Origin of the sequence: Ditibartonella choladocola (genome assembly GCF_002007565.1) — a bacterium.
Lineage (GTDB): Bacteria > Pseudomonadota > Alphaproteobacteria > Rhizobiales > Rhizobiaceae > Bartonella > Bartonella choladocola.
Window position 1 is genome coordinate 1,481,733 of the sequence record NZ_CP015625.1, and the last position, 21,888, is coordinate 1,503,620.

The window sequence follows — 21,888 nt, forward strand, 5'->3', positions numbered from 1 at the left end:
CAAATTGCTATTCGATCACTTTTGGAACGAGGAAGAAATTGTCTTCACTCAAAGGGGCGTTGGCCACAATGTCGGCCGCTTTGTTACCATCATTGACAACATCTTCACGTGTACGCAAAGACATCGGAATAACAGATGTGAGCGGCTCTATATTGTCTACATTGACTTCATCGAGCTGTTCGACAAATCCTAAAATAGCGTTCAGCTCGTTTGCCATACGCTCCGCCTCGTCATCTTTCACAGCAATGCGCGAAAGACGGGCAACACGTTTGACCGTTTTGATATCTACAGACATTAAACAAATCCCGTATGAAAGATATTTTCCTTGATGAAGCTATACAGGCCGAAGCACACAAGAGCAAGAAAAGACGTTCAGAAATTGAGCGTTTCACCGACTTTTGGCAATGCAACGGTCGTTTTTGTTCCGGTCATACCTTTTACAAAACGCTCCGGCGTTTGGTCGAGAACAGGGAAAGTACCCCAGTGACAAGGTATCACTGTTTTGAAATGGAAATAGCGTTGACATGCAAGAGCTGCAACTGCACCACCCATCGTAAAAAAGTCACCAATAGGTACAATGCCGATTTCCGGTTCATGTAACTCGTTAATGAGCTGCATATCTGAAAAAATATCTGTGTCGCCCATATGATAGAGCGTCGGCGCATTGTTGAAATGGAAGACCAACCCGTTCGGATTGCCAAGACATTGCGACATGCCGTTATCGGTGAGCATGGCAGATGAATGGATGGCGTTGACAAAGGTGATGCTATAGCCGTCATGCGTCTGTGTACCACCGGCATTACCGGGCACAACATCTTTCACACCTTGTGACTGAAGCCAGGCGGCAAGATCGGCATTTGCAGTCACCGGAACAATTTTTTCTTTCGCGATAGCAATCGTATCTCCGACATGATCGCTATGACCATGAGTAAGTGCAATATGCGTAACACCTTCGACTGCTTTTTTGATATCGAGGTCTTTTGCTGCAGGATTGCCGGTCAAAAAAGGATCTATCAGAATAACCGCTTTTCCGACTTCAATGCGAAAGGCTGCATGACCGAGCCATATTATTTTCATGCCACTATCCTTGTTTTTCATTGGAAGTTCGACGTTTTACCTTATATTGAACGCAAAATTCAAAAATGCCAAGTACCTGCTTGGTCAAACGGGATATTCGATAAAGGCCTCTATCAATGCCGGTTATAGATATTACTGAAATTCCTGCTCTCGGTTTGACAGATAAAAATATTATTGGTCTTGATTTGGGAACAAAAACAATAGGTATTGCAATTTCCGACCTTGGGTGGCGTTTTGCCACCCCTCGCCCTGTATTGAAGAGAAAAAAGTTCTCTATTGATGCCGAACAGCTCGTAAAAATATTTTCAGAAGAAAATATCGGCGTTGCAATTATTGGCCTGCCCAAAAATATGGACGGCACAAGCGGCCCGCGCGTTCAGGCCACACGCGCGTTTGTCCATAATATGAACAGTTTTACGGAAATCCCTTTTGTATTCTGGGACGAACGGTTGTCGACAGTGGCCGCAGAACGAGGACTTCTCGAAATGGATGTCTCGCGCGCAAAACGTGCCGACAGGATTGATTCTGCGGCGGCCGCTTTTATTCTGCAAGGTGCGCTCGACCGGCTGAACCGACTGGCTCAAACGGCCGGATAAAGTGTATCCAATATATGTCCCGCATGATGACGTGCGCTCAACATACCGTAAGAAGAACGCCACTGCCCGCCGAGCCGGCTTTCAATATAAGCAGCAGTTATATGGGGCATATCGGCTTGCTGGAGGGCTGCGGCAGCTCCCGCATAAGCCATTTGTTCAATAAAAAGTCGACCGGCACCGATGTCATTAGCAGCGACCCTTGCCGCCGCATTGAGTATTTCAACCGTCTTCGGACCGGCCGGGCCAATGTCTCGACCAATCTGGTCAAGTAACCCCTGAAAAAGACCGGGCGCCCTTTCGCCTAAACGAATCGTGTCGACGACAATATCATTGCCGCCATTGCCCTTCATGGTACGCATCGGGGCGTCGACAAGCATTCTACCCATGCGGCTATCGAACATATATGCCTGAGCACCCATTTGAGAAATAATTTCCCCGATAACCGGAGCCACCAGCTCGTTAATATGGATTGCTATAATCGGCGTCATAATACGGGCAAATGCCGCCTCCCCGCGATTGGTTGCGGCACTATCGAATGCACGTGCAAGCCGCATAACGAGACATTGGGAAGCCACAACATCAAGTGCAAGATCAGCAAAAATACGCTCGGTCAAAGGTGACAAAACCTGACGCGGATTGAAGCGTCTGAAGAAATTCACACCCGTTTGAAGTGCTGCGCGCAAGACACCCGCAGAAATCACCGCCTGATCGAAACGCGTCATCGTTTCAACATCTCTGATGACTTTATCACCTTCGCCGATTTTGCCGATCAACCAGCCGAGACTGTCGCGAAAAGAAACCTGCCCTTCTGCTGACGAACATTCGCCAGCGCGATGGACGAGAAAATCCACCGAAATATTTCCGTTCAATGCGCCATTGTCGAGAAAGCGGGAAACGAAGAAGCAACATTTTTGCCCGCCTACCTCGGCGGTTACAAAATAACCGTCAGCCATCGGGTTGAGTACCGACTGTTTAACGGCATCAATCCGGTAGAGATCTCTTCCGTTTGCGGAATCAAATGAAATGCGCGTTGCTGCCGAAACCTGCGTTGCATTTTGCAGACTATTTCTTACCTCGTCGCAGGCAAATGTAAGGCTTGCCGATTTTTTTGTAGAGATCGGACGAGAAGAATAATCGTGCTGGCGTGACAATAGAACATTTTGCCATTTGCCGAACAGATCGGCTTCGCCAATAAGAGCCGAAATGCCGGCACTCGTAGACGTAATCTCGTTCAAATGACCGGTTTCAAGACCCGACATGAGAAAAAGCCGGATGGCGCGCGATTGATAACGGACGCCATTTTCGGCCGGCCCCTTTTCCCACAATGAAGAACAAAGACCAGCCTGACGGGAACGCCGCAACAATGCATGATAGGCCGGATGGGTTTCCAATTGTTGCAGACCATCGCCCCATTCGTTCTCACGTCTGAGAATTGGCCGGTGAATATTGGCAAGTCTAGCAAGATCCTGCGCTTCCCTGCTTGCCACAAATGCACCTATTTCCTCGAAACCGGCAAGGAGAGGCGTTGGCAAAAGAGACGAAAAACGGAACAGAACCGCATCATCTAAAAAAGCATTTTTTCGCATGATATTCCGATTGGCTACAGTGTTCACAATTTATTCCCGATTCCGTCAAAAATTCTTTGTTGCGGTGAAATTAAGTTATTGGTGCGGTTAAAACAGACATTGCATAAAAAGCAACCCTTGTTGTAGTGTCACTCAGTTTCTTTAGGAAATTTCTGTGATGATTCAAACAACTTCTTTCCCTATCTTCCCACACCGCCATCTCTTGGGCATTAAAGGCCTGAGTGCACATGATCTGACAACATTAATCGACCGCGCAGATGCGAATGTCGCAATATCGCGCCAGATTGACAAGAAAAAAACGTCTATGCGCGGACGAACACAAATAAATTTATTTTTTGAAAATTCCACCCGCACGCAATCATCATTTGAACTTGCCGGAAAACGGCTTGGTGCAGATGTCATGAATATGGCGGTAAGCCATTCATCTGTCAAAAAAGGCGAAACTCTTATAGATACGGCGATGACATTGAATGCAATGCATCCCGATATTCTGGTCGTTCGTCACAAATCTGGCGGTGCAGCCGCACTTCTTGCCCAAAAAGTTAGCTGTGCCGTCGTCAATGCGGGTGATGGTGCACACGAACACCCCACACAAGCCCTTCTTGATGCGCTGACTATCCGGCGTGCGAAAGGCAGAATTGACGGTCTAACGGTGGCTATTTGTGGCGACATATTGCATTCACGCGTTGCACGTTCCAACATTTTAAGCCTGAATGCCTTGGGCGCGCGGGTACGGGCGGTCGCACCAACGACACTTCTTCCCTTTGATATTGGCAATATGAGTGTTGAAGTTTTCACAACGATGCAAGAAGGTTTGAAAGATGCAGACGTTATTATGATGCTCCGTCTGCAACGCGAACGCATGTCAGGCGCGTTTATTCCTTCCGTAAGGGAGTATTTCCATTTCTTCGGACTGGATAAACAGAAACTCGCACTTGCAAATAAAGATTGCATTGTTATGCACCCCGGACCGATCAATCGTGGTGTCGAAATTGCTTCCGATATTGCGGATGGCCCGCAGAGTGTAATCCATACACAGGTCGAAATGGGGGTGGCCGTCAGAATGGCCGTTATTGAAGCATTACTGGATCCACGTCGCAGCGAAGGAGAAATCCAATGAAGAGATCTCTGGTTTATAAAAACGCCCGCATCGTCGATCCTTCATGCAACAAGGATGAAATAGGCACGCTTATTGTCGTCGATGGCGTCATCAAGGCATGTGGTGAAAATGCACAAAATCAGGGAGCGCCGGACGGCGCCGAGGTTTTTGATGCGCAAGGAAAAGCAATTCTTCCCGGACTTGTCGATGCGCGCGTTTATGTCGGTGAACCCGGCAATGAACACCGCGAGACCATTCGTTCGGCGAGTCGGTCTGCCGCTGCTGGCGGTGTCACCTCTTTTGTGATGATGCCGGATACCCATCCGGTTATTGATGATGTTGCATTGGTCGAATTTGTCAAACAGACCGCACGTGAAAATGCATCGGTTCATGTCTATCCTTCAGCGGCGATTACCAAACAACTTGAAGGACAGGAAATGACCGAATTCGGTCTATTGAAAGAATCTGGCGCGATAGCTTTCACCGACGGTCATAAAACAGTTGAAAATTCTCTGGTTCTCCGGCGTGCTATGACTTATGCGCATGACTTTGACGCGCTGATTATCCACGAAACCCAGGATAAATGGCTAACCGGTGCCGGAGTGATGAATGAGGGATTACTGTCAAGCTGGCTAGGCCTTGCGGGTATTCCCAAAGAGGCGGAAGTCATCCCTCTCGAACGCGATTTGCGTTTGGCCGCCTTGACGGGTTGCCGTTATCATGCTGCCGAACTTTCCACCGGAATGTCTGCTGAAGCTATCCGCCGTGCCAAACAAAATCTGGATAATGTAACGGCAGGTGTTTCAATTAATAATCTCACTTTGAATGAAAACGATATTGGCGAATACCGTACGTTCTTCCGGCTCTCGCCTCCGCTCAGATCGGAAGAGGATCGCCTCGCCATGATTGAAGCGGTTCGCGATGGAACAATCGACATCATTGTATCCAGTCACGATCCGCAAGGCGCGGATACAAAACGTTTGCCTTTTGAAGATGCAGAAGCCGGTGCCGTCGGTATGGAAACATTGCTGGCAGCAGCCTTACGCCTTTATCACGACCAATCGCTCCCTCTCGGCAAAATTGCGGCTCTCCTTTCCACCAATCCGGCAAAAGTCCTCCAAATTGACGCGGGAACCTTGCAGTTAGGAAAAATGGCCGATTTTATTCTGGTCGATCTCGATGAACCATGGGTTTTAACCCTTGATATGCTCCATTCGCGATCCAAGAATACGCCTTTCGAGAATGCACGTTTTCAGGGACATGTATTAAAAACCTATGTCGCCGGTAAATGCGTATATGACTATCAGAACTGACAGGTCGAACGGCAAATCTTGAAAAGGGTAACTCTATGGCCGATATTGCTTTATCTCCGAAAATGGTTTCCTGGCTGACGCTGTTGATTTGTTATCTTATCGGCTCGATACCTTTCGGACTATTATTTACCCGGCTTGCCGGCCTTGGGGATGTGCGCAAAATAGGATCGGGTAATATCGGTGCAACAAATGTTTTGCGAACCGGCAATAAAAAGATCGCACTTTTAACATTGCTATGCGACATGTTTAAAGGAACATTGGCGGTTTATATTGCTTTTCTGCTGTCGGCTTTGGACTATAACAATATTGTCATTGTCACTCTGGGCGGATTTGCGGCATTCATCGGCCATCTCTATCCGGTTTGGCTGAAATTCAAAGGTGGCAAAGGCGTTGCTACCTATCTCGGCGTTTGTCTCGGATTTTATCCGCCTGCCGCATTGGTATTCATATGTGTCTGGCTATTGACAGCGTTCGTCACGCGTTATTCTTCACTATCGGCACTTTTTGCAGTTATTCTGGTGCCAATTTTCATTTGGCTTTTCATGGACAGGCCTTCGCAAAATCTTTTTGCAATTGTACTTTCCTTCATGAGTGTCATTGTCATTTTAAAACATCACGCCAATATAAGACGTTTATTGACAGGAAACGAAAGTAAAATCGGCTCAAAAAAATAAATAGCGGGAACTTGCAATCCAATGGAAAAACGTAAAGGGATTACTCTGAACGATGCCCAGCGTCTTAGCTGGTTGCAATTGATACGAAGTGAAAATGTCGGAGCAGTCACCTTTATCAATCTGATCGAACATTTCGGTTCTGCGTCAAATGCTCTCGCTGCACTTCCTGAATTGAGTATAAAGGGGGGCAAAGGCAAACCTATCCGGATTGCAAGCAGAAAGGATGCCGAACAGGAACTCGAACGAGCCGAAAAAATAGGTGTACGCTTTGTTGGTGTAGGCGAGCCGGATTACCCGCCTTATTTGCGTGCAGCCGAAACGCCGCCACCACTCGTTGCGATAAAGGGAAATTGCGATTGCTTTTTTTCTCCTTCTGTCGGCGTAGTGGGGTCGCGCAATGCATCGGCGACAGGAAAAAAGCTGACAACGCTCTTTTGCCAGAAATTGGGAGAAACGGGATTTAAAATCATTTCCGGATTGGCGCGCGGAGTAGATACAGCAGCCCATATTTCAAGTCTTGAAACCGGTACAATCGCCGTTATGGCCGGCGGTATCGATCATATATATCCACCCGAAAATAACACCCTTTACGAAAAAATATTGGAAAAAGGTGGCGCCATTATCAGTGAAATGCCAATCGGTGCCCTACCGCGTGCACAGGATTTTCCTCGCCGTAACCGAATCATTGCAGGGTTATCATTGGGAGTTCTGGTTTGTGAAGCAGCGATTCGCTCCGGTTCGCTCATAACGGCGCGAATGGCTGCGGAAATGGGGCGTATCGTGTTTGCAATACCCGGCTCCCCTCTTGATCCCAGAGCGCAAGGCACCAATAATATTATCAAGGAGGGCGCACTTCTCGTTACCCGCCCTGAAGACATTGCCGAAACGCTTCTGCCACTTACAACGTCGAACGAAAACCAAACTTCGCTTTTTGCCCCCGTAGACAGTATTGAGGAAACCGATCAAACAAAAATTGATAACACCGAAGCTCGCGATATTGACGCAAATGACAGAGAACGCGACGCAATAATAGACGCACTTTCAACAACCCCCATAGACATAGAAACTCTGAGCAATTCCTCAGGTGTGCCGATTGATAAAATCTATCTGATACTCGTCGAACTGGATCTGGCAGGAAAGCTCGTCCGCCATAGCGGTGGACTTGTTTCTCTCGCTTTTAACGATTTTCCTCGTTAGAATCATTGTTCAAGATGTTTTGCCCCTCTTTGGCGGCCAATTCCAGAAGATAAGCCAGAAAGGGCGAATTGGCTTTCATCGCCATTATTGTCATTTGTCTGGACATATCGGTAATATATCCGATAATTTTCGTGCTGTCTGACGGCATCCCTCTCTCCTTATATAAATCCTCCCGTTTCTTATATAAATGGAGTAGACAATAAACGTTCAGGATCAAACAGGATTTAGCAACAATGGTTAGTTAGCTTAGCGATAATAACGTGTATTTTTATTGTGTGCAATCATTAGTTGCATACAGGTTTTTTTTTCATTTAGCCTTGACCAATGGTGTTCAGCCGTTCAATTGAGGAACAGGAAAAATCATCGGTTGAGGGAAACGGATATTATTATGGATGTTGTCGTCGTAGAATCACCGGCAAAAGCTAAAACGATCAATAAATATCTAGGGCCCGATTACAAAGTTCTGGCATCATTCGGGCATGTACGCGATCTTCCTGCAAAAGACGGATCGGTATTGCCGGACGAAGATTTTGCAATGAAATGGGATACCAGCCCGACCGGTGCCAAAAGACTTGCCGAAATATCCAAGGCACTAAAGGATGCCGACGGTCTTATTCTCGCAACCGACCCTGACCGTGAAGGTGAAGCCATCTCGTGGCATGTACTTGACGTTTTGCAGCATAAAAAACTGTTAAAAGGTAAACCTGTCAAACGGGTGGTTTTTAATGCGATTACCAAACACGCGGTGCTGGAAGCAATGGCTCATCCGCGTTCGATTGATATTCCGCTCGTTGATGCTTATTTGGCGCGACGGGCTCTCGACTATCTTGTAGGATTTACTCTTTCTCCGGTACTCTGGCGTAAACTACCCGGTGCCCGTTCTGCCGGTCGTGTCCAATCGGTGGCTTTGCGTCTTGTTTGTGACCGCGAGTCGGAAATTGAACGTTTCCAACGTGAAGATTATTGGTCGATAGAAGCAAAGCTTGCTACCAAAGCTGACGACAGCTTTCTGGCAAAACTCGTTGCATTCAATCAGAAAAAACTTGGTAAACTTGATATAAAAAGTTTTGAACAGGCAGAAAACATCCGTAAAATGTTGGACGGTGCCGATTTCAGAACAATAAGTGTCGAAGCAAAACCGACAAAACGCAATCCTGTCCCGCCATTTACCACATCGACGCTACAACAGGCAGCATCCTCCAAACTCGGTTTTTCTGCCTCACGTACAATGCAAGTTGCCCAAAAGCTCTATGAAGGTATTGATATAGGAGGCGAGACAACCGGTCTCATTACTTATATGCGTACCGATGGCGTTCAAATTGCGCCTGAAGCAATCGAAGCTGCAAGAAAAGCAATTCACGGGATGTTCGGCGCAAATTATGTGCCTGACAAACCACGTTTCTATTCAACAAAAGCTAAAAATGCCCAGGAAGCCCACGAAGCCATTCGCCCCACCGACTTCATGCGCAAACCCGATGACGTAAAAAAATATCTCGATAGCGACCAGTTCAAACTTTACGAACTCGTTTGGAAACGGGCTATTTCCAGTCAAATGAAGCCGGCCGATATTGAACGCACAACTGTAGAAATTGAAGCGATAAAAGGTTCCGATCATGCAAATCTGAGAGCCGTCGGTTCGGTAATCACATTTGACGGTTTTATTGCTGCCTATTCCGATCAAAAAGATGACGACACGACGGAGAGTGAAGATTCCATAAGGCTGCCAAAGATGGAAGCCGATGAGAAATTGAAAAAGCTTGGTATTGAGGCTCTCAAACACACGACCGAGCCACCTGCCCGCTATTCGGAAGCAACACTCATCAAAAAGCTTGAAGAACTCGGAATTGGTCGCCCATCCACTTATGCATCAACACTCGCTACACTTCGCGACCGCGATTATGTAACGATTGAAAAACGCAAGCTCGTACCGCAGGCAAAAGGGCGTATTGTCACCGCTTTTCTTGAAAATTTCTTCAACCGTTATGTAGAATACGACTTTACCGCCGATCTCGAAGAAAAGCTTGATCTTATTTCGGATGGAAAACTGTCCTGGAAACAGGTATTGCGGGAATTCTGGGATGCCTTCAACGCTTCGGTAGCCGACATCAAGGAATTGCGCGTGAGCAATGTTCTTGATGTGTTGAATGACGCGCTGGCTCCGCTTGCATTTCCACCTCGCGAAGACGGTAGCGATCCACGTTCCTGCCCGCTTTGTCATGAAGGCCGGCTATCCCTCAAACTTGGTCGTTATGGTGCATTCGTCGGCTGTTCCAACTATCCCGAATGTAAATATACAAGACAATTGGGAAGCGAAGACGTGGGCGATGGCGAAGCACAGCAGGCGGACGGGCCGACAATACTCGGAAAAAATCCTGAAAATGGTGAAGATGTCGTTCTTAAAATCGGGCGTTTCGGTCCTTATGTGGAATGTAAACATGGTGAAGAACTGAAGCGTGCAGGCCTTCCTAAAAGTTGGTCGCCAAACGAGATGAACCTTGAAAAGGCACTGGCACTTTTGTCCTTGCCGCGTGAAGTCGGGTTACATCCGGAAACCGGCAAACCGATCATGGCTTCCATCGGTAGATATGGGCCTTATGTCTCGCACGATGGTCAATATGCCAATCTCGAAACACCTGAAGAGGTGTTCGACATCGGCATCAATAGAGCCGTAACCGTTCTTGCAGAAAAACAGGCACGTGGCAGCTCACGCCGCAGTGCAACACCGAAAGCTATTGCAACTCTCGGACAGCATCCGGAAGGGGGCGATGTGACGGTGCGTGACGGCCGTTATGGGCCTTATGTCAACTGGGGCAAGATCAACGCAACTTTGCCCAAGGGGCAGGATCCCGCGTCCGTCACGCTGGAAGAAGCTTTGGAGCTGATTTCAAAAAAAGCCGACGCTCCCAAAAAAGGCCGCAAAGCAGCGGTAAAGAAAACCGCAACAAAAACCGCGACAGCCAAAAAAACTGTTGCAAAAAAAACGGCAACAAAAAAAGCCGCAACCAAAAAGACAACTTCCAAAAAAGCCGATTAACCCGTTAAACGGGATGGAAAATGAATGATGAAGAAACATCCCGATAACAGGAAAATTTCGCATTTACCGACAAAGAATGACATTCTCGCTTTTATCGAAGAAAATCCGAATTTGTCGGGAAAACGCGAATTGGCCAAAGCGTTCAACCTTAAAGGCGACGCACGAATTTGGCTGAAAGATCTGTTGCGCGAACTCAAGAGCGAAGGCGTAGTTTCAAAACAAAGAAAGAAAATTGTTCCAAAACACGCCCTTCCGCCAGTGGCCGTACTCGACATCAAAGGTCGCGACCGTGATGGCGGTTTTATTGCAGAACCCGCGGAATGGGAGGGCGAAGATGCCCCGCTTGTCGCTCTTCATCCGGCTCGACACACAAAAGGACCGGCAATCGGTGTTGGCGACAGAATTCTCGCCAAAATATTCCGTAACAAAAGACCGGAAGGTCCCGCTTATACCGGCCGTGCGATCAAGCGAATCGAGCGGCAGGAACTGACCACCATGGGAGTGCTTCGCAATATCGGAAACGGCAAATGGCGTCTCGAACCGATTGATCGTAAAGCACATGAAGTTGCTATCGATTTACCCCCCGATAGCGAAGCGAAAGCCGGTGACCTCGTAGAGGTCGAGATTGGTCGCGACAAGCATTACGGTTTGAAACGCGGTGTCGTCAAAAATATTCTTGGCAGTGTCGAAAGCGAAAAAGCTTTGTCCATGATTGCGATTATATCGCATGACATACCCTATGTTTTTCCCGAACGTGTTCTCGAAGAAGCCGATGAAGCCAAACCCGCAACAATGGATAATCGTGAAGATTGGCGCGATCTTCCTTTTGTTACGATCGATCCGGAAGATGCAAAAGATCATGATGATGCTGTTTGCGCTGGAATGGACACTTCGGAAGATAACAAAGGCGGTGCAATTGTAACTGTTGCTATTGCCGATGTCGGCTATTATGTGCGTCCTGACAGTGCATTGGACAAAGAAGCTTTAAAACGCGGAAATTCCGTTTATTTCCCCGACCGGGTCGTTCCGATGTTACCGGAACATATCTCCAACAATCTCTGTTCTTTACGTGAAGGAGAAGATCGTCCGGCCATGGCTGTCCGTATGATTTTTGACGATCAGGGGAAAAAGCGAAGCCATAGTTTTCACCGTATTATGATGCGCTCTAGCGCCAAACTTTCCTATCAACAAACGCAAAGAGCCATTGATGGAAAGCCGGATGAAAAGACGGCTCCGATACTCGAAAATATATTGAGGCCATTGTGGGCGGCTTATGAATTATTGAAAAAAGCCCGTGACGAACGCCAACCGCTCGAACTTGACCTACCCGAACGGAAAATTATTCTTGATGAAACCGGACGCATTCGCGACGTTATTATACCGCCGCGACTTGATGCCCATAAGCTCATTGAAGAATTTATGATTCTGGCAAATGTATCGGCTGCCGAAACGCTCAAATCGAAACATCAGCCACTTATTTATCGTATTCATGACCAACCTTCACTGGCAAAACAGGAAGGATTAAGAGAATTTTTGCACTCGCTCGGACTGTCACTGTCCCGTAGCGCGGAGCTGACGCCGGAACGCTTCAACAAAATACTTGAACGTGTAAAAGACACAGATCAGCAGGAACTCGTTAATCAGGTCATATTGCGTACGCAATCGCAAGCCGAATATGCACCTGAAAACATCGGTCATTTTGGCCTTAATTTGCGTAACTACGCTCATTTCACCTCGCCTATCCGCCGTTATGCAGATTTGATCGTTCATCGCGCATTGATTAAATCGCTCAAGCTCGGCAATGACGGCTTAACGGATGAAGAAGAAAAAAATCTTGATGAAATCGCAGTAGCAATTTCTCTGACAGAGCGGCGTGCAATGGCGGCAGAACGTGAAACAATCGACCGGCTGGTCGCCCATTTTCTGGCTGATAAAATTGGTGCCGAATTCAGCGGGCGTGTTGCCGGTGTCACAAAATCCGGTTTGTTCATTTCGCTTGACCGTTTGGGAGCCGACGGCTTCACGCCTATTTCGTCTCTTTCTACAGACTATTATATTTATGACGAAGCACGCCACGCGCTGATCGGCGAAAGAAGCCACAAAGGCTATCAATTGGGAGATAGTGTCAATGTGAGGTTGATCGAAGCCCAGCCGATTGCAGGTGCTTTGCGCTTTGAAATGTTAAGTCCGGCGCGACCGCTACCATTTTCACCGGTTTCCCATCATAAAAGCAAAACAGGGATGCGTCGTTTCAATCGTTCGGCTCGAAAAGGGCGTGGTTCTGCCTAATCTGTTATCTATACGATTAAACAAATTTGGTAATCGGGAACGGAACATTAACGATCGTTTTTCCCGCATGAATCGGGTTCAAGTTTGTTGACTGTTTAAACGGATACCAGAATTGAAGTCGGCAATTTGACTTGCAGGGATAGAGCAGGTAAATAATTGAACTTTAGAACGATGATAATAAATTGATTAAAGTAACAAGGGTTTTATTGTCTTTATTTAATATTAAATTCCGTTCAGCCGTTTTTTAGCCTGAAGCAAGTTTATTACCGGAATTTTTTCCAGGAGATAACAAGTTAGTTTAATATGCAACCTAGTGTATCCCCAAGAAATAAAAAGCCCTGGCGCGCGATTATTGCTGCCACGGCAACGATTGGAGCAGTCGGCGTTGCTTTAGGCTTGGGGACACAGCTTATTTCCATCCTTATGGCTGCACGGGGTTTTTCCAGTAGTGTTATTGGCTATAGCGGTACCGTTGGCGGTGTCGCTACAATTATCGCGGCTGTTTTTACGGCTCCTATTGCAAAGAAAATCGGCGTTGCGCGTTCAATTCTGACTATGATGGCTGTCGGATGCGCAAGCTTTTTAGGATTTTATTATTTTGATTCTATTGTTATCTGGTTTGTGTTGCGCTTCACTTTGCACTTTGCCATCACAGTGATGTTTGTACTGTCCGAATTTTGGGTCAACAGCTCGGCTCCACCGGCAAAACGTGGCACTATTCTGGCAATTTACGCAATTACACTTGGTCTTGGCTTTACCATTGGCCCCACCCTTCTCGCTTATGTCGGAAGTCAGGGATTTGCACCGTTCGGTACGGCTTGTTTTCTGATTGCCATTGCTGCACTCCCGATCATTGTTGCATGGAATTTAAGTCCACAATTCAAAGACAGCGACCATGTCGCATTTTTCCATTATATCTTTGCTGTCCCCAGTTCTACCATGGCTGTTCTCGTTTACGGCGCCATACAGATGGGTGCTTTAACACTCATTACGCCATTCAGTCTGAATTTGGGTTATAGCGAAAGCGAAGCCGCCAAGTTTATGTCGGTTTTAGCGTTGGGAAATGTACTGCTTCTGATACCGATCGGCATGATTAGCGACTTCGTTACAGACAGACGTTATCCTTTAACAGGATGTGCAATTATCGGCTTGTCGGGAACCTTGTTGATTCCGTTGATCGCTCAAACCAAATGGCTGTTGACACTTGATCTTTTTGTTCTTGGCGGTGTCTCTGCCGGACTTTATACAATCGGGCTTGCACAATTGGGATCACGCCTCAAAGGATTCGAGCTTGCTGCCGCCAATTCGGCGTTTATTTTCTGCTATGGCATCGGAATGCTGGTAGGGCCAACAGCAATCGGTAAAGCCATGGATATTTTCCCGCCCTTCGGCTTTTCAGACACAATGGCTACATTTTTCGGACTTTATATCATTTTAGTCGTCACTAGAGTGGTGTTAAAGCTAATCCGCTCTTGACTTTTTGTAGAACATCCTTAGTGTCGCGGCAAAATCCACTTCTATCGGAATACTGCTTCCGGTATGAAGGTGGTGAATTTATGTTCAGGAACAGGATCCTTAATTATGGCTAAAGCAGCATCCATTAAAATCAAGCTTTTGTCGACTGCAGATACCGGTTTTTTCTATGTTACAAAGAAAAATAGCCGCACAATGACAGAGAAAATGACAAAACGTAAATACGACCCGATTGCAAAAAAGCATGTCGAGTTCAAGGAAACAAAAATCAAGTAATTCGTTTTCAAGAAAAAGGCCGTTTCTGTTATTGGAAACGGCCTTTTTCTTGACCCTTTCAGAGAGCCAAAATATTATTGGCGTCGGCCGCTTACCCTGCCGGATTTTTTTGAAATCCGTTTTTTCAAACCGGATAGTGGGTCTTTTGCATTGAGCAACAAGACTCATGTAAAATTTTCGTTTACATTCGCCTATAAATTCCACAGATGAGAAGGTCGGAATTTCTCGTGCCGAAAACTCACTCCGCCAGTTATGTGTAATTTTTTCTAACACCGGTATTTCAGATTAAAAGCACTTTTGGCCAAAAGGATTGATTTCTGGAACGCTAATAGTGCCGGAACCTGTCGGATAAAAACGCAGTATTACCGGTATTACCTGTCACCAATTGCAATACGCGGCTTTCACAAGTGGATTAGAGCGCCGGAAAAAGCGAAAAAACGCGTAAAATCAGACAAACCCTTTATTTTTTAAATATCGGATTGTCGCATTGAATCTGTTTTTTGGACAGCATTGGTCATCAATTCATCGCGTCCATAAATATCGTCATAATAATTGATCTTGCCGGTTTTCAAATCAGGCCATGCAGTAAAATAGGTGAGATAGACAGGAACCGGCTCGCTTAGTGACAGGCTCCGCTCGCCTTTTGCAAAATAAGGCTTCAAATCGTCTACATTCTTGCCAAGTACGGCGGCTGCCATTTCACGCGGATATTCAAGACGCACGCAACCATGGCTAAGTGCCCGCATATCGCGCGAAAAAGCGGTTTTATTAGGCGTATCATGGAGATAAATATCATGCTTGTTCGGGAAAAGTATCTTGAGTTCACCCAGAGCATTATTTCTGCCCGGTGTCTGGCGAATACTGATTCCGCGTGCCTTAGAGCCCACTTGTTGCCAATTGACAGACGAAGCGGAAATCGGCCGACCGGAACTGTCATAAAGCTGGTAATTGTTACGTTGAAGATACCCCGAATCCTGCATGATGCGAGGCAGCATTTCGTTGACCACGATCGAATGTGGAACGCCCCAGGAAGGGTTGAATGTAACAAGTCTTATTCTGTCATAGAAAAAATAGGTTTGTCTTTGAGGGCTACCAACCACGACTTTCATATCGAGTTTAACGGCGTTATTTTCGATATATTGCCCCTTAAAAGCTGCCTGATTGATAAAAACGTAACGTGAACCGAAACTGTGCGGCAGCCAGCGTAAACGTTCCATCGAATCCATAATTTTTTGTCTTTTGGCTGCGACAGTATTGTTTTCCAGTGATGCGATCGTCGAGGGGCCAATAATACCATCTGCCGTCTTGCCAATAAATTTTTGGTAGTCTTTTACGCTTTCTACCAATTGTGCGTTATAGGAGGTTTCGTGTTGAAACTTTTCCAATATCGTTTTGTGATCGGAAAGATAGCCGGATGGAGCCCGTTTCAAAAGAAGATTGGTAAATTGAGGTAAATCTTCATTCGTTTGACCGGGTTTGATGAGGGTTGTGAGCGATATTCTGATATTGTCTCCATGGTCACTCTTTGGCATTCCTGCCAAGGCGTGTTTCAGTGCCTTATAATAATCGGACTGTGGGAGATATGACTTTAACTCGGCAACCGGATCATCGCTTTTTGTAAATCTATCCAATTCCTTTTCAAAGTCGATTTGGTTGCGTGGCAAATCATGAAAAGGCGAAAGACGGTCGGCAATAATCCGGCCGTTAGCCGCATCCTGAATGTAACGAAAAATCCGGCTTGTCAAAGCGACATCGAAATTGGTGAATGCGAGGCTACGTTCTTCGCCATCAAGCGTTTCATCCGGCAGCTTTACAAAATAATCTTGCGGCTCCAAACCATCTTCGTCGACATTGGACAAAAAGGCCATAATGTTTCTGGTCGTATCGGTGATTTCGCCATTCTTCGACCATAAAAGGTCAGGATGATTCACGTAATGTTTGGTGACAGATTCGGCAATCGCGTTTTCCACCTTCACGTCAATGCGGGAAAAATCCGATTTCACCATTCGGGCAGTAGAGTTATTCCTACCCTCATCGCTCCCCTCAAGAATAACATTGTAAGGCTCCGAGAGCGGCAAACTGCCTGAACCGGAAGACTTCATTACCGAATTTGTTTCGATGAAGTCGACATTTGAAAATTCGACGGGCACTAGCCGTTCCGGCTTATAATCGGTAACTTTCGGCCTTGCGCTGTCGGCCTGTCTCGTCTTTTCGACATCGGGTCTCTTTGTCGACTTGTCATGTATTTTATCGGATAACGCATTTTGCGGCTTGGCCGGAAAATTGTCTTGCCTGTTGGTTTGACTGCCCGAATCTGTTGGCATTTCAACAACTGTTGCCGGCTTTGTTTTTTTACTGAACAATTCCATCAAATTATTGATAGCAGATGCTTGCTCCACACCGAAATAAGGTGAGACATAAAGCACCGAACTGGCAAGAAAGGTAAAAACAAGGCGATTGATTGGTTTTTGAAACATTGTCTGGCTGATCCGGAAAGTTACAAAAATCTTTTACGGGATTTTGGTAACCAAGCTCTTAAACGGGAAACGACGATCACAAAAATTTCATAATTTCACCTCTCGCAAACTGTGTTTTTCCCCGTAGCTTTCAACCTTCCCGCTGATTTTACCGGCAACAACGCCCGACAACATGTTTGATGTCGCAAAAACACTTGCTCAAGGCATTTCTAAAATACCTGAAAAGGCTTCAACCTTGCATATAAACCTTTAAAAAGATTGCATTATTTTTGCCGGTCATTATCGTTATTCATCCCTCACCTCTTTCCTCAGAATCAAAAAACAATCTGATCCGGCAAGCCAAGCTGTCATGGTATTTTTATCGACTTTGCCCGCTTCATCCGTTAAAATTATTGTTTAAATCCGTGACGGTTCATTCGGAGGCAACTTCTTGAGGCTGGATGCATTCAATACCTGCATGATAAAATTTCACATTCCGGTTTTGCCCGATATGATCTGGCATGAACGAGATGATATGTCGGAGTTGAATTGATGGAAATTCTGGGGTTGATTTTGGCCGGTGGACATTCCTCACGCATGGGGCGAGATAAAGCAGGCCTCATATTTGGCGGTAAAAGCCTCGTTCAAAACCAGATCGCAAGTTTTGAACGCCACAAATTTCCTGTAGCTGTCAGTTCCAATACATTCGACAAAGCAGAACTCGGACATATTGCAGTTTTACCAGACCCCGCAGAAATAAAATATGGCGGGCCTCTTGCCGGCGTATATGCAGGACTTCAATATGCTAGCGCCAATGGCTTCGGTTACATTCTCACAGTGCCGGTGGATTGTCCGATTATACCGGAGGAGTTTTTTGTCAAAATCACAGCCGGTCTCGATGAAAACACGACTCTTAAGATTGCTTCTACGCCATCCGGTCTTCAACCGACATTTGCTCTCTGGTCTACGAAGCTTTGTCCGGATCTCTTAAAATTTCTGAAGGCGGCGGGAAATAAAAGTATCAGATCATTCGCTTTTGCGCATAATGTGTCTATAGTGCGGTTTGACAATGTCTATTCTGAAGGTGCATTCTTCAACGTCAACACGCCTGAAGATTATCAATATTTACAGGAAAAATTCGGGATAAAAGATGAAACCAAAGCTTAAAGTATTTGGCGTAACCGGTTGGAAAAACAATGGAAAAACAACCATGGTTGTACGCTTGGTGGAAGAGTTGACCTCTCGCGGTTACAAGATTGCAACGGTCAAACATGCTCATCATGATTTTGATATTGACCATGAAAATACTGACTCGTGGCGGCATCGGAAATCGGGAGCGCAGGAAGTTGCTGTAGTGTCTTCGCGGCGCTTTGCACTTATTCACGAAAACAAAACAGAGGAAGAGACGCCGCTTTCCCGAATTCTCGAACTTTTATCACCATGTGATCTTGTGATTGTGGAAGGATATAAACGGGACAATCACGACAAACTTGAGGTTCGCCACACTGGTGGTAAAGTTGGCGAGCCGCTCAATAAATCGGATCCCCATATAGTCGCTATTGCGTCTGATATGCCGGTGGAAGAAAAGCATTTGCCTGTTTTCAACATTAATGATGTACAGGCGATTGCAGATTTTATTGTCGATCATATGAAACTCGAACAAAAACAAGAGGCATAGAATGCTCGTACTTTGGGGGCGCCCTACGTCCAGCAATGTCAAAAAAGTTCTTTGGACGCTCGAAGAAATCGGGCTCGATTATCAATTTGTCAAAGCGGGTGGTCCCTATGGCGGATTGGATACACCGGAGTTTCTGGCACTTAACCCGAACGGACTTGTTCCTACAATCAAGGATGACGAGCTGGTTCTCTGGGAATCGAATACGATCGTGCGCTACCTAGCAGCCCGCTACGGCAAAGGCGTGTTGTGGATCGAGGATTGTGGCAAACGCGCGGCTGCCGAAAAATGGATGGATTGGACGATGGCTACATTGTTTAGCCCGTTTGTCGATCTCCTGATGAATGTCGTGCGCCTTGCACCGGAAAAACGTGACCCGCAAAAAGTTGTCGCCAGTGTCGAAAAGTTTGAAAAAGGCCTATCCATTATGGATGGCGAATTAAAAAAACAGCCTTTTCTGTCTGGCGAAAATCTGGGCATTGGCGATATTATTCCGGGCGTATTCGTCTATTATTATTACGCTATGGAATTGCCGCGTAAAAACAAATTCAGTAATGTCGAAGCATGGTACCAGAAATTACAGACACGTCCCGGATATAAAAAACATGTCATGATTCCGATCAGCTAACATGTCTTTCCGGAAAAGCTTTTTCAGTTTTTCCGGTCATTATCAAAAAACTTATGATTCACAAAAATATCAGTGTATTGGACATTGTGGTGGCATTGGCACTTGTTGCCATTGCCATATATCTTTATTTTTCCGAAACAAAAAAAACAATCATTGATGCCGGTCCGGATTACCAAGCAGAAAAAGTTGACGTCATTCAAGGAACAACACAGCTATCGGATGGTGACTCTTTCCATCTTGATGGACAAAAGGTCCGACTTTTGGGAATAGACGCTCCCGAACTTCACCAGTTTTGCGATAAAGATGGCGCCTCTTACCCGTGTGGCGAAATGGCTAAAAAACATCTGGAAACTTTGATAGACGGAAACGAGATTATTTGCACATCGACCAAATACGATAAGTTCCATCGCCTGTTAGCAAAATGCCGTGCAGGAAGCCATGATCTCAACCGTGAAATGGTAAAAGACGGCTGGGCTGTCAGTTATTATGATTACAAGCAGGAAGAAGCTGAAGCGCGCAAACAAAAGCGTGGAATATGGGCGGGGTCATTCGAGTGGCCCCATGCATGGCGACGTGCCCATCCACGCTGATTTCTCAACACTTGAAATGAATGGATTCCCGACAGCTTTATTCGACTATGCAATTATAAGAAAATCCGGACAAGCGTTTCCCTTACAGAAATATGTATTGCTGGAACCGAAAAGTTTCCTGAATGTTTCGCGGTGAAATTCGCTTACCGATAATTCGCTTACCAATAATTTGCTTGCCGGTAATTCGTTAACGACAATGTTTTACCGGTTAAAAAGCTGTGCTTTTATCTTCAAAAGATGGAATAAAGCGTTATTGCTTCCGGTTTTATGATTAAAAGCTGCAAGTTGCGCCACTGCGTTCCCTACCCCTTATATCAAAGGCCTGAAAACCAAGCCCGAATAGTATGAAACCCGAATAGCATGAATCCCGAATAATATAAAATTTGTCCGGCTTTCGGGATTTCACATTCCGATAGGCATTCACAAAATTCAATTCGCTTTTGTCCGTTATTTTCAAGAATCCGGCAAAGTACTGCGTATTTGATCGGGGTTCGCCCCTTTTATTTCACTTTTCACGCCTGTTTTTCTGTGTTTTCCAAGCAGATCTTTTCCTGCTATTTTTAAATTCTGTCTTTCTTTAGTGGTAAAAGACTCCAATTCTTGATTATTTTCTTCACGAGTGACAGCGCTTTTCCGTTGATAGCTATGCCGGATCATTGAAGGAAAAACCTCATTGGCTCATATTATACCCATGGCAAACAAACCTGAAACAACAAACGCCCGACAAATCGGGCTAATGGAAAAACAAATATCGGCATGTCGCATATGCTATGACGCACCACTATTCCTACCGCGACTGCCTCAGGAACCGCGCCCTGTTGTCTATCTTTCTTCTACGGCTCGCATTGTCATTGCCGGTCAAGCACCCGGTCTTCGCGTTCACAATACCGGAATACCATTCAATGATCCGTCGGGCGATCGCCTGCGCAATTGGCTGGGAGTAAATCGCGACTGTTTTTACGACAAAAGCAAATTTGCCATCGTACCAATGGGGTTTTGTTTCCCCGGCTACAGTAAATCCAAAAGTGACCTTCCACCAAGAAAAGAATGTAAATTGACCTGGCACCAGCAGGTCTTCAAACTAATGCCGCAAGTAGAACTTGTCATCGCGATTGGCGGCTACGCCCAAAAATATCATATTTCTGATCTGAAGGAAAAATCGGTAACAGATACCGTAAAAAATTGGAAAAATATTCTATCCCGAACCCAAGCTAATGGTTATCACGTTCTTCCTATTCCTCACCCGTCATGGCGTAATACTCATTGGATTAAAACGAATCCATGGTTTGAAAGTGAATTACTACCGACCCTGAAAACTCTTATTAAAAAATATATTCGATAAATTGTAGAATAATTTTTATTTATTACTATTAAAAAGAATTTATTTTTTATATAACGATTTCGTAGCATGGTTTATCAAAAATTTTGGATGTCATAATGGATCGTCTTGATAGGAAAATTCTTCGTCTTTTGCAGGAAGACGCAACGCTTGCTGTCGCAGATATTGCCAAAAAAGTCGGGTTGTCGACAACACCTTGCTGGCGACGGATACAAAAACTTGAAGAAGATGGAGTTATACAGCGGCGCGTCGCAATCCTTTCTCCTGATAAAGTCAACACACGCGTTACTGTTTTCGTCTCTGTGAGAACCGGTGCGCACAACCATGAATGGTTAAAAAGATTTTCAGAAGTTGTTCATGCTTTTCCGGAAGTCGTCGAATTTTACCGTATGAGCGGCGATGTAGACTATTTGTTGCGCGTTGTTGTTCCCGATATTGCCGCTTATGATGTTTTTTACAAAAAACTGATCGCAAAAATTGATATTAGAGATGTATCTTCAGCTTTTGCTATGGAACAAATAAAATACACGACCGAGTTACCGCTCGATTATATGGTGATCGAAAAGGAAGTAAATCATCTCTAAAA

General features: G+C 45.7%; 21 protein-coding genes. 15 read left to right on the top strand and 6 right to left on the bottom strand.

The window, feature by feature from the left end; translation table 11 throughout:
- Positions 1–7: 7 nt before the first annotated feature.
- Both gatC and BBC0122_RS06600 read right to left on the bottom strand, forming a co-directional pair.
- Entirely contained in the window at positions 8–295 is a 288-nt protein-coding gene (gatC, locus tag BBC0122_RS06595) for an Asp-tRNA(Asn)/Glu-tRNA(Gln) amidotransferase subunit GatC (protein WP_077992347.1), read from the bottom strand.
- Between the two features lie 77 nt (positions 296–372).
- The gene (locus BBC0122_RS06600; protein WP_077992348.1) at positions 373–1,077 is read right to left on the bottom strand and encodes a metal-dependent hydrolase; all 705 of its coding nucleotides are present in this window, start codon (positions 1,075–1,077) and stop codon (positions 373–375) included.
- A gap of 116 nt (positions 1,078–1,193) precedes the next feature.
- Here BBC0122_RS06600 and ruvX point away from each other — a divergent pair, with 116 nt between their 5' ends.
- Entirely contained in the window at positions 1,194–1,673 is a 480-nt protein-coding gene (ruvX, locus tag BBC0122_RS06605) for a Holliday junction resolvase RuvX (RefSeq protein ID WP_077992350.1), read from the top strand.
- On the opposite strand, the gene BBC0122_RS06610 is transcribed toward ruvX, so the two are convergent.
- Positions 1,658–3,286 (bottom strand): acyl-CoA dehydrogenase family protein, encoded by a 1,629-nt coding sequence (locus BBC0122_RS06610; RefSeq protein ID WP_077992351.1) that lies wholly within the window; start codon positions 3,284–3,286, stop codon positions 1,658–1,660. The two genes, ruvX and BBC0122_RS06610, sit on opposite strands and share 16 nt — an antisense overlap.
- A gap of 130 nt (positions 3,287–3,416) precedes the next feature.
- Here BBC0122_RS06610 and BBC0122_RS06615 point away from each other — a divergent pair, with 130 nt between their 5' ends.
- Genes BBC0122_RS06615 through dprA form a run of 4 tightly spaced genes read left to right on the top strand, consistent with a single transcriptional unit; the run spans position 3,417 to position 7,542 of the window.
- Positions 3,417–4,379, top strand: a complete 963-nt coding sequence (locus BBC0122_RS06615) for an aspartate carbamoyltransferase catalytic subunit (protein WP_077992352.1) — start codon at positions 3,417–3,419, stop codon at positions 4,377–4,379.
- Positions 4,376–5,671: a dihydroorotase gene (locus BBC0122_RS06620; protein WP_077992354.1), complete on the top strand. Its 1,296-nt coding sequence runs from the start codon at positions 4,376–4,378 to the stop codon at positions 5,669–5,671. The genes BBC0122_RS06615 and BBC0122_RS06620 overlap by 4 nt, the downstream gene beginning before the upstream one ends.
- A gap of 35 nt (positions 5,672–5,706) precedes the next feature.
- Positions 5,707–6,345: a glycerol-3-phosphate 1-O-acyltransferase PlsY gene (plsY, locus tag BBC0122_RS06625; RefSeq protein WP_077992356.1), complete on the top strand. Its 639-nt coding sequence runs from the start codon at positions 5,707–5,709 to the stop codon at positions 6,343–6,345.
- Between the two features lie 21 nt (positions 6,346–6,366).
- Entirely contained in the window at positions 6,367–7,542 is a 1,176-nt protein-coding gene (dprA, locus tag BBC0122_RS06630) for a DNA-processing protein DprA (protein ID WP_077992358.1), read from the top strand.
- On the opposite strand, the gene BBC0122_RS12995 is transcribed toward dprA, so the two are convergent.
- A complete protein-coding gene (locus BBC0122_RS12995) occupies positions 7,523–7,690 on the bottom strand; it encodes a hypothetical protein (RefSeq protein WP_188318004.1) in 168 nt (55 codons plus the stop codon). The two genes, dprA and BBC0122_RS12995, sit on opposite strands and share 20 nt — an antisense overlap.
- A 240-nt stretch (positions 7,691–7,930) precedes the next feature.
- Between BBC0122_RS12995 and topA the strand changes: the two genes are divergently transcribed.
- The 4 genes from topA to rpmG all read left to right on the top strand — a co-directional run bounded on the left by topA (position 7,931) and on the right by rpmG (position 14,614).
- A complete protein-coding gene (gene topA, locus BBC0122_RS06635) occupies positions 7,931–10,576 on the top strand; it encodes a type I DNA topoisomerase (RefSeq protein ID WP_077992360.1) in 2,646 nt (881 codons plus the stop codon).
- A 24-nt stretch (positions 10,577–10,600) separates the two neighbouring features.
- Complete coding sequence (rnr, locus tag BBC0122_RS06640) at positions 10,601–12,865, top strand: ribonuclease R (RefSeq protein WP_077992361.1); 2,265 nt, start codon at positions 10,601–10,603, stop codon at positions 12,863–12,865.
- A 303-nt stretch (positions 12,866–13,168) separates the two neighbouring features.
- Positions 13,169–14,341 (top strand): MFS transporter, encoded by a 1,173-nt coding sequence (locus BBC0122_RS06645; RefSeq protein ID WP_077992363.1) that lies wholly within the window; start codon positions 13,169–13,171, stop codon positions 14,339–14,341.
- Between the two features lie 105 nt (positions 14,342–14,446).
- On the top strand, positions 14,447–14,614 hold the full coding sequence (gene rpmG / locus BBC0122_RS06650) for a 50S ribosomal protein L33 (RefSeq protein WP_075870557.1): 168 nt from the start codon (positions 14,447–14,449) through the stop codon (positions 14,612–14,614).
- 467 nt (positions 14,615–15,081) lie between these two features.
- Here rpmG and BBC0122_RS06655 read toward each other — a convergent pair whose 3' ends face one another.
- On the bottom strand, positions 15,082–17,091 hold the full coding sequence (locus BBC0122_RS06655) for a L,D-transpeptidase family protein (protein ID WP_077992364.1): 2,010 nt from the start codon (positions 17,089–17,091) through the stop codon (positions 15,082–15,084).
- A gap of 531 nt (positions 17,092–17,622) precedes the next feature.
- On the opposite strand from BBC0122_RS06655, the gene mobA reads away from it, so the two are divergent.
- The 4 genes from mobA to BBC0122_RS06675 are packed head-to-tail and all read left to right on the top strand — an operon-like array spanning position 17,623 to position 19,963.
- A complete protein-coding gene (gene mobA / locus BBC0122_RS06660) occupies positions 17,623–18,237 on the top strand; it encodes a molybdenum cofactor guanylyltransferase (protein ID WP_077992365.1) in 615 nt (204 codons plus the stop codon).
- On the top strand, positions 18,221–18,748 hold the full coding sequence (gene mobB, locus BBC0122_RS06665) for a molybdopterin-guanine dinucleotide biosynthesis protein B (RefSeq protein ID WP_077992366.1): 528 nt from the start codon (positions 18,221–18,223) through the stop codon (positions 18,746–18,748). The genes mobA and mobB overlap by 17 nt, the downstream gene beginning before the upstream one ends.
- Position 18,749: 1 nt before the next feature.
- Positions 18,750–19,373: a glutathione S-transferase family protein gene (locus BBC0122_RS06670; protein ID WP_077992367.1), complete on the top strand. Its 624-nt coding sequence runs from the start codon at positions 18,750–18,752 to the stop codon at positions 19,371–19,373.
- Positions 19,374–19,426: 53 nt separating this feature from the next.
- On the top strand, positions 19,427–19,963 hold the full coding sequence (locus tag BBC0122_RS06675) for a thermonuclease family protein (protein ID WP_077992369.1): 537 nt from the start codon (positions 19,427–19,429) through the stop codon (positions 19,961–19,963).
- Between the two features lie 453 nt (positions 19,964–20,416).
- Here BBC0122_RS06675 and BBC0122_RS06685 read toward each other — a convergent pair whose 3' ends face one another.
- On the bottom strand, positions 20,417–20,620 hold the full coding sequence (locus tag BBC0122_RS06685) for a hypothetical protein (protein WP_077992373.1): 204 nt from the start codon (positions 20,618–20,620) through the stop codon (positions 20,417–20,419).
- A 34-nt stretch (positions 20,621–20,654) separates the two neighbouring features.
- On the opposite strand from BBC0122_RS06685, the gene BBC0122_RS06690 reads away from it, so the two are divergent.
- Complete coding sequence (locus tag BBC0122_RS06690) at positions 20,655–21,305, top strand: uracil-DNA glycosylase family protein (protein WP_077992375.1); 651 nt, start codon at positions 20,655–20,657, stop codon at positions 21,303–21,305.
- Positions 21,306–21,400: 95 nt separating this feature from the next.
- The gene (locus tag BBC0122_RS06695) at positions 21,401–21,886 is read left to right on the top strand and encodes an Lrp/AsnC family transcriptional regulator (RefSeq protein ID WP_077992377.1); all 486 of its coding nucleotides are present in this window, start codon (positions 21,401–21,403) and stop codon (positions 21,884–21,886) included.
- Positions 21,887–21,888 lie beyond the last annotated feature (2 nt).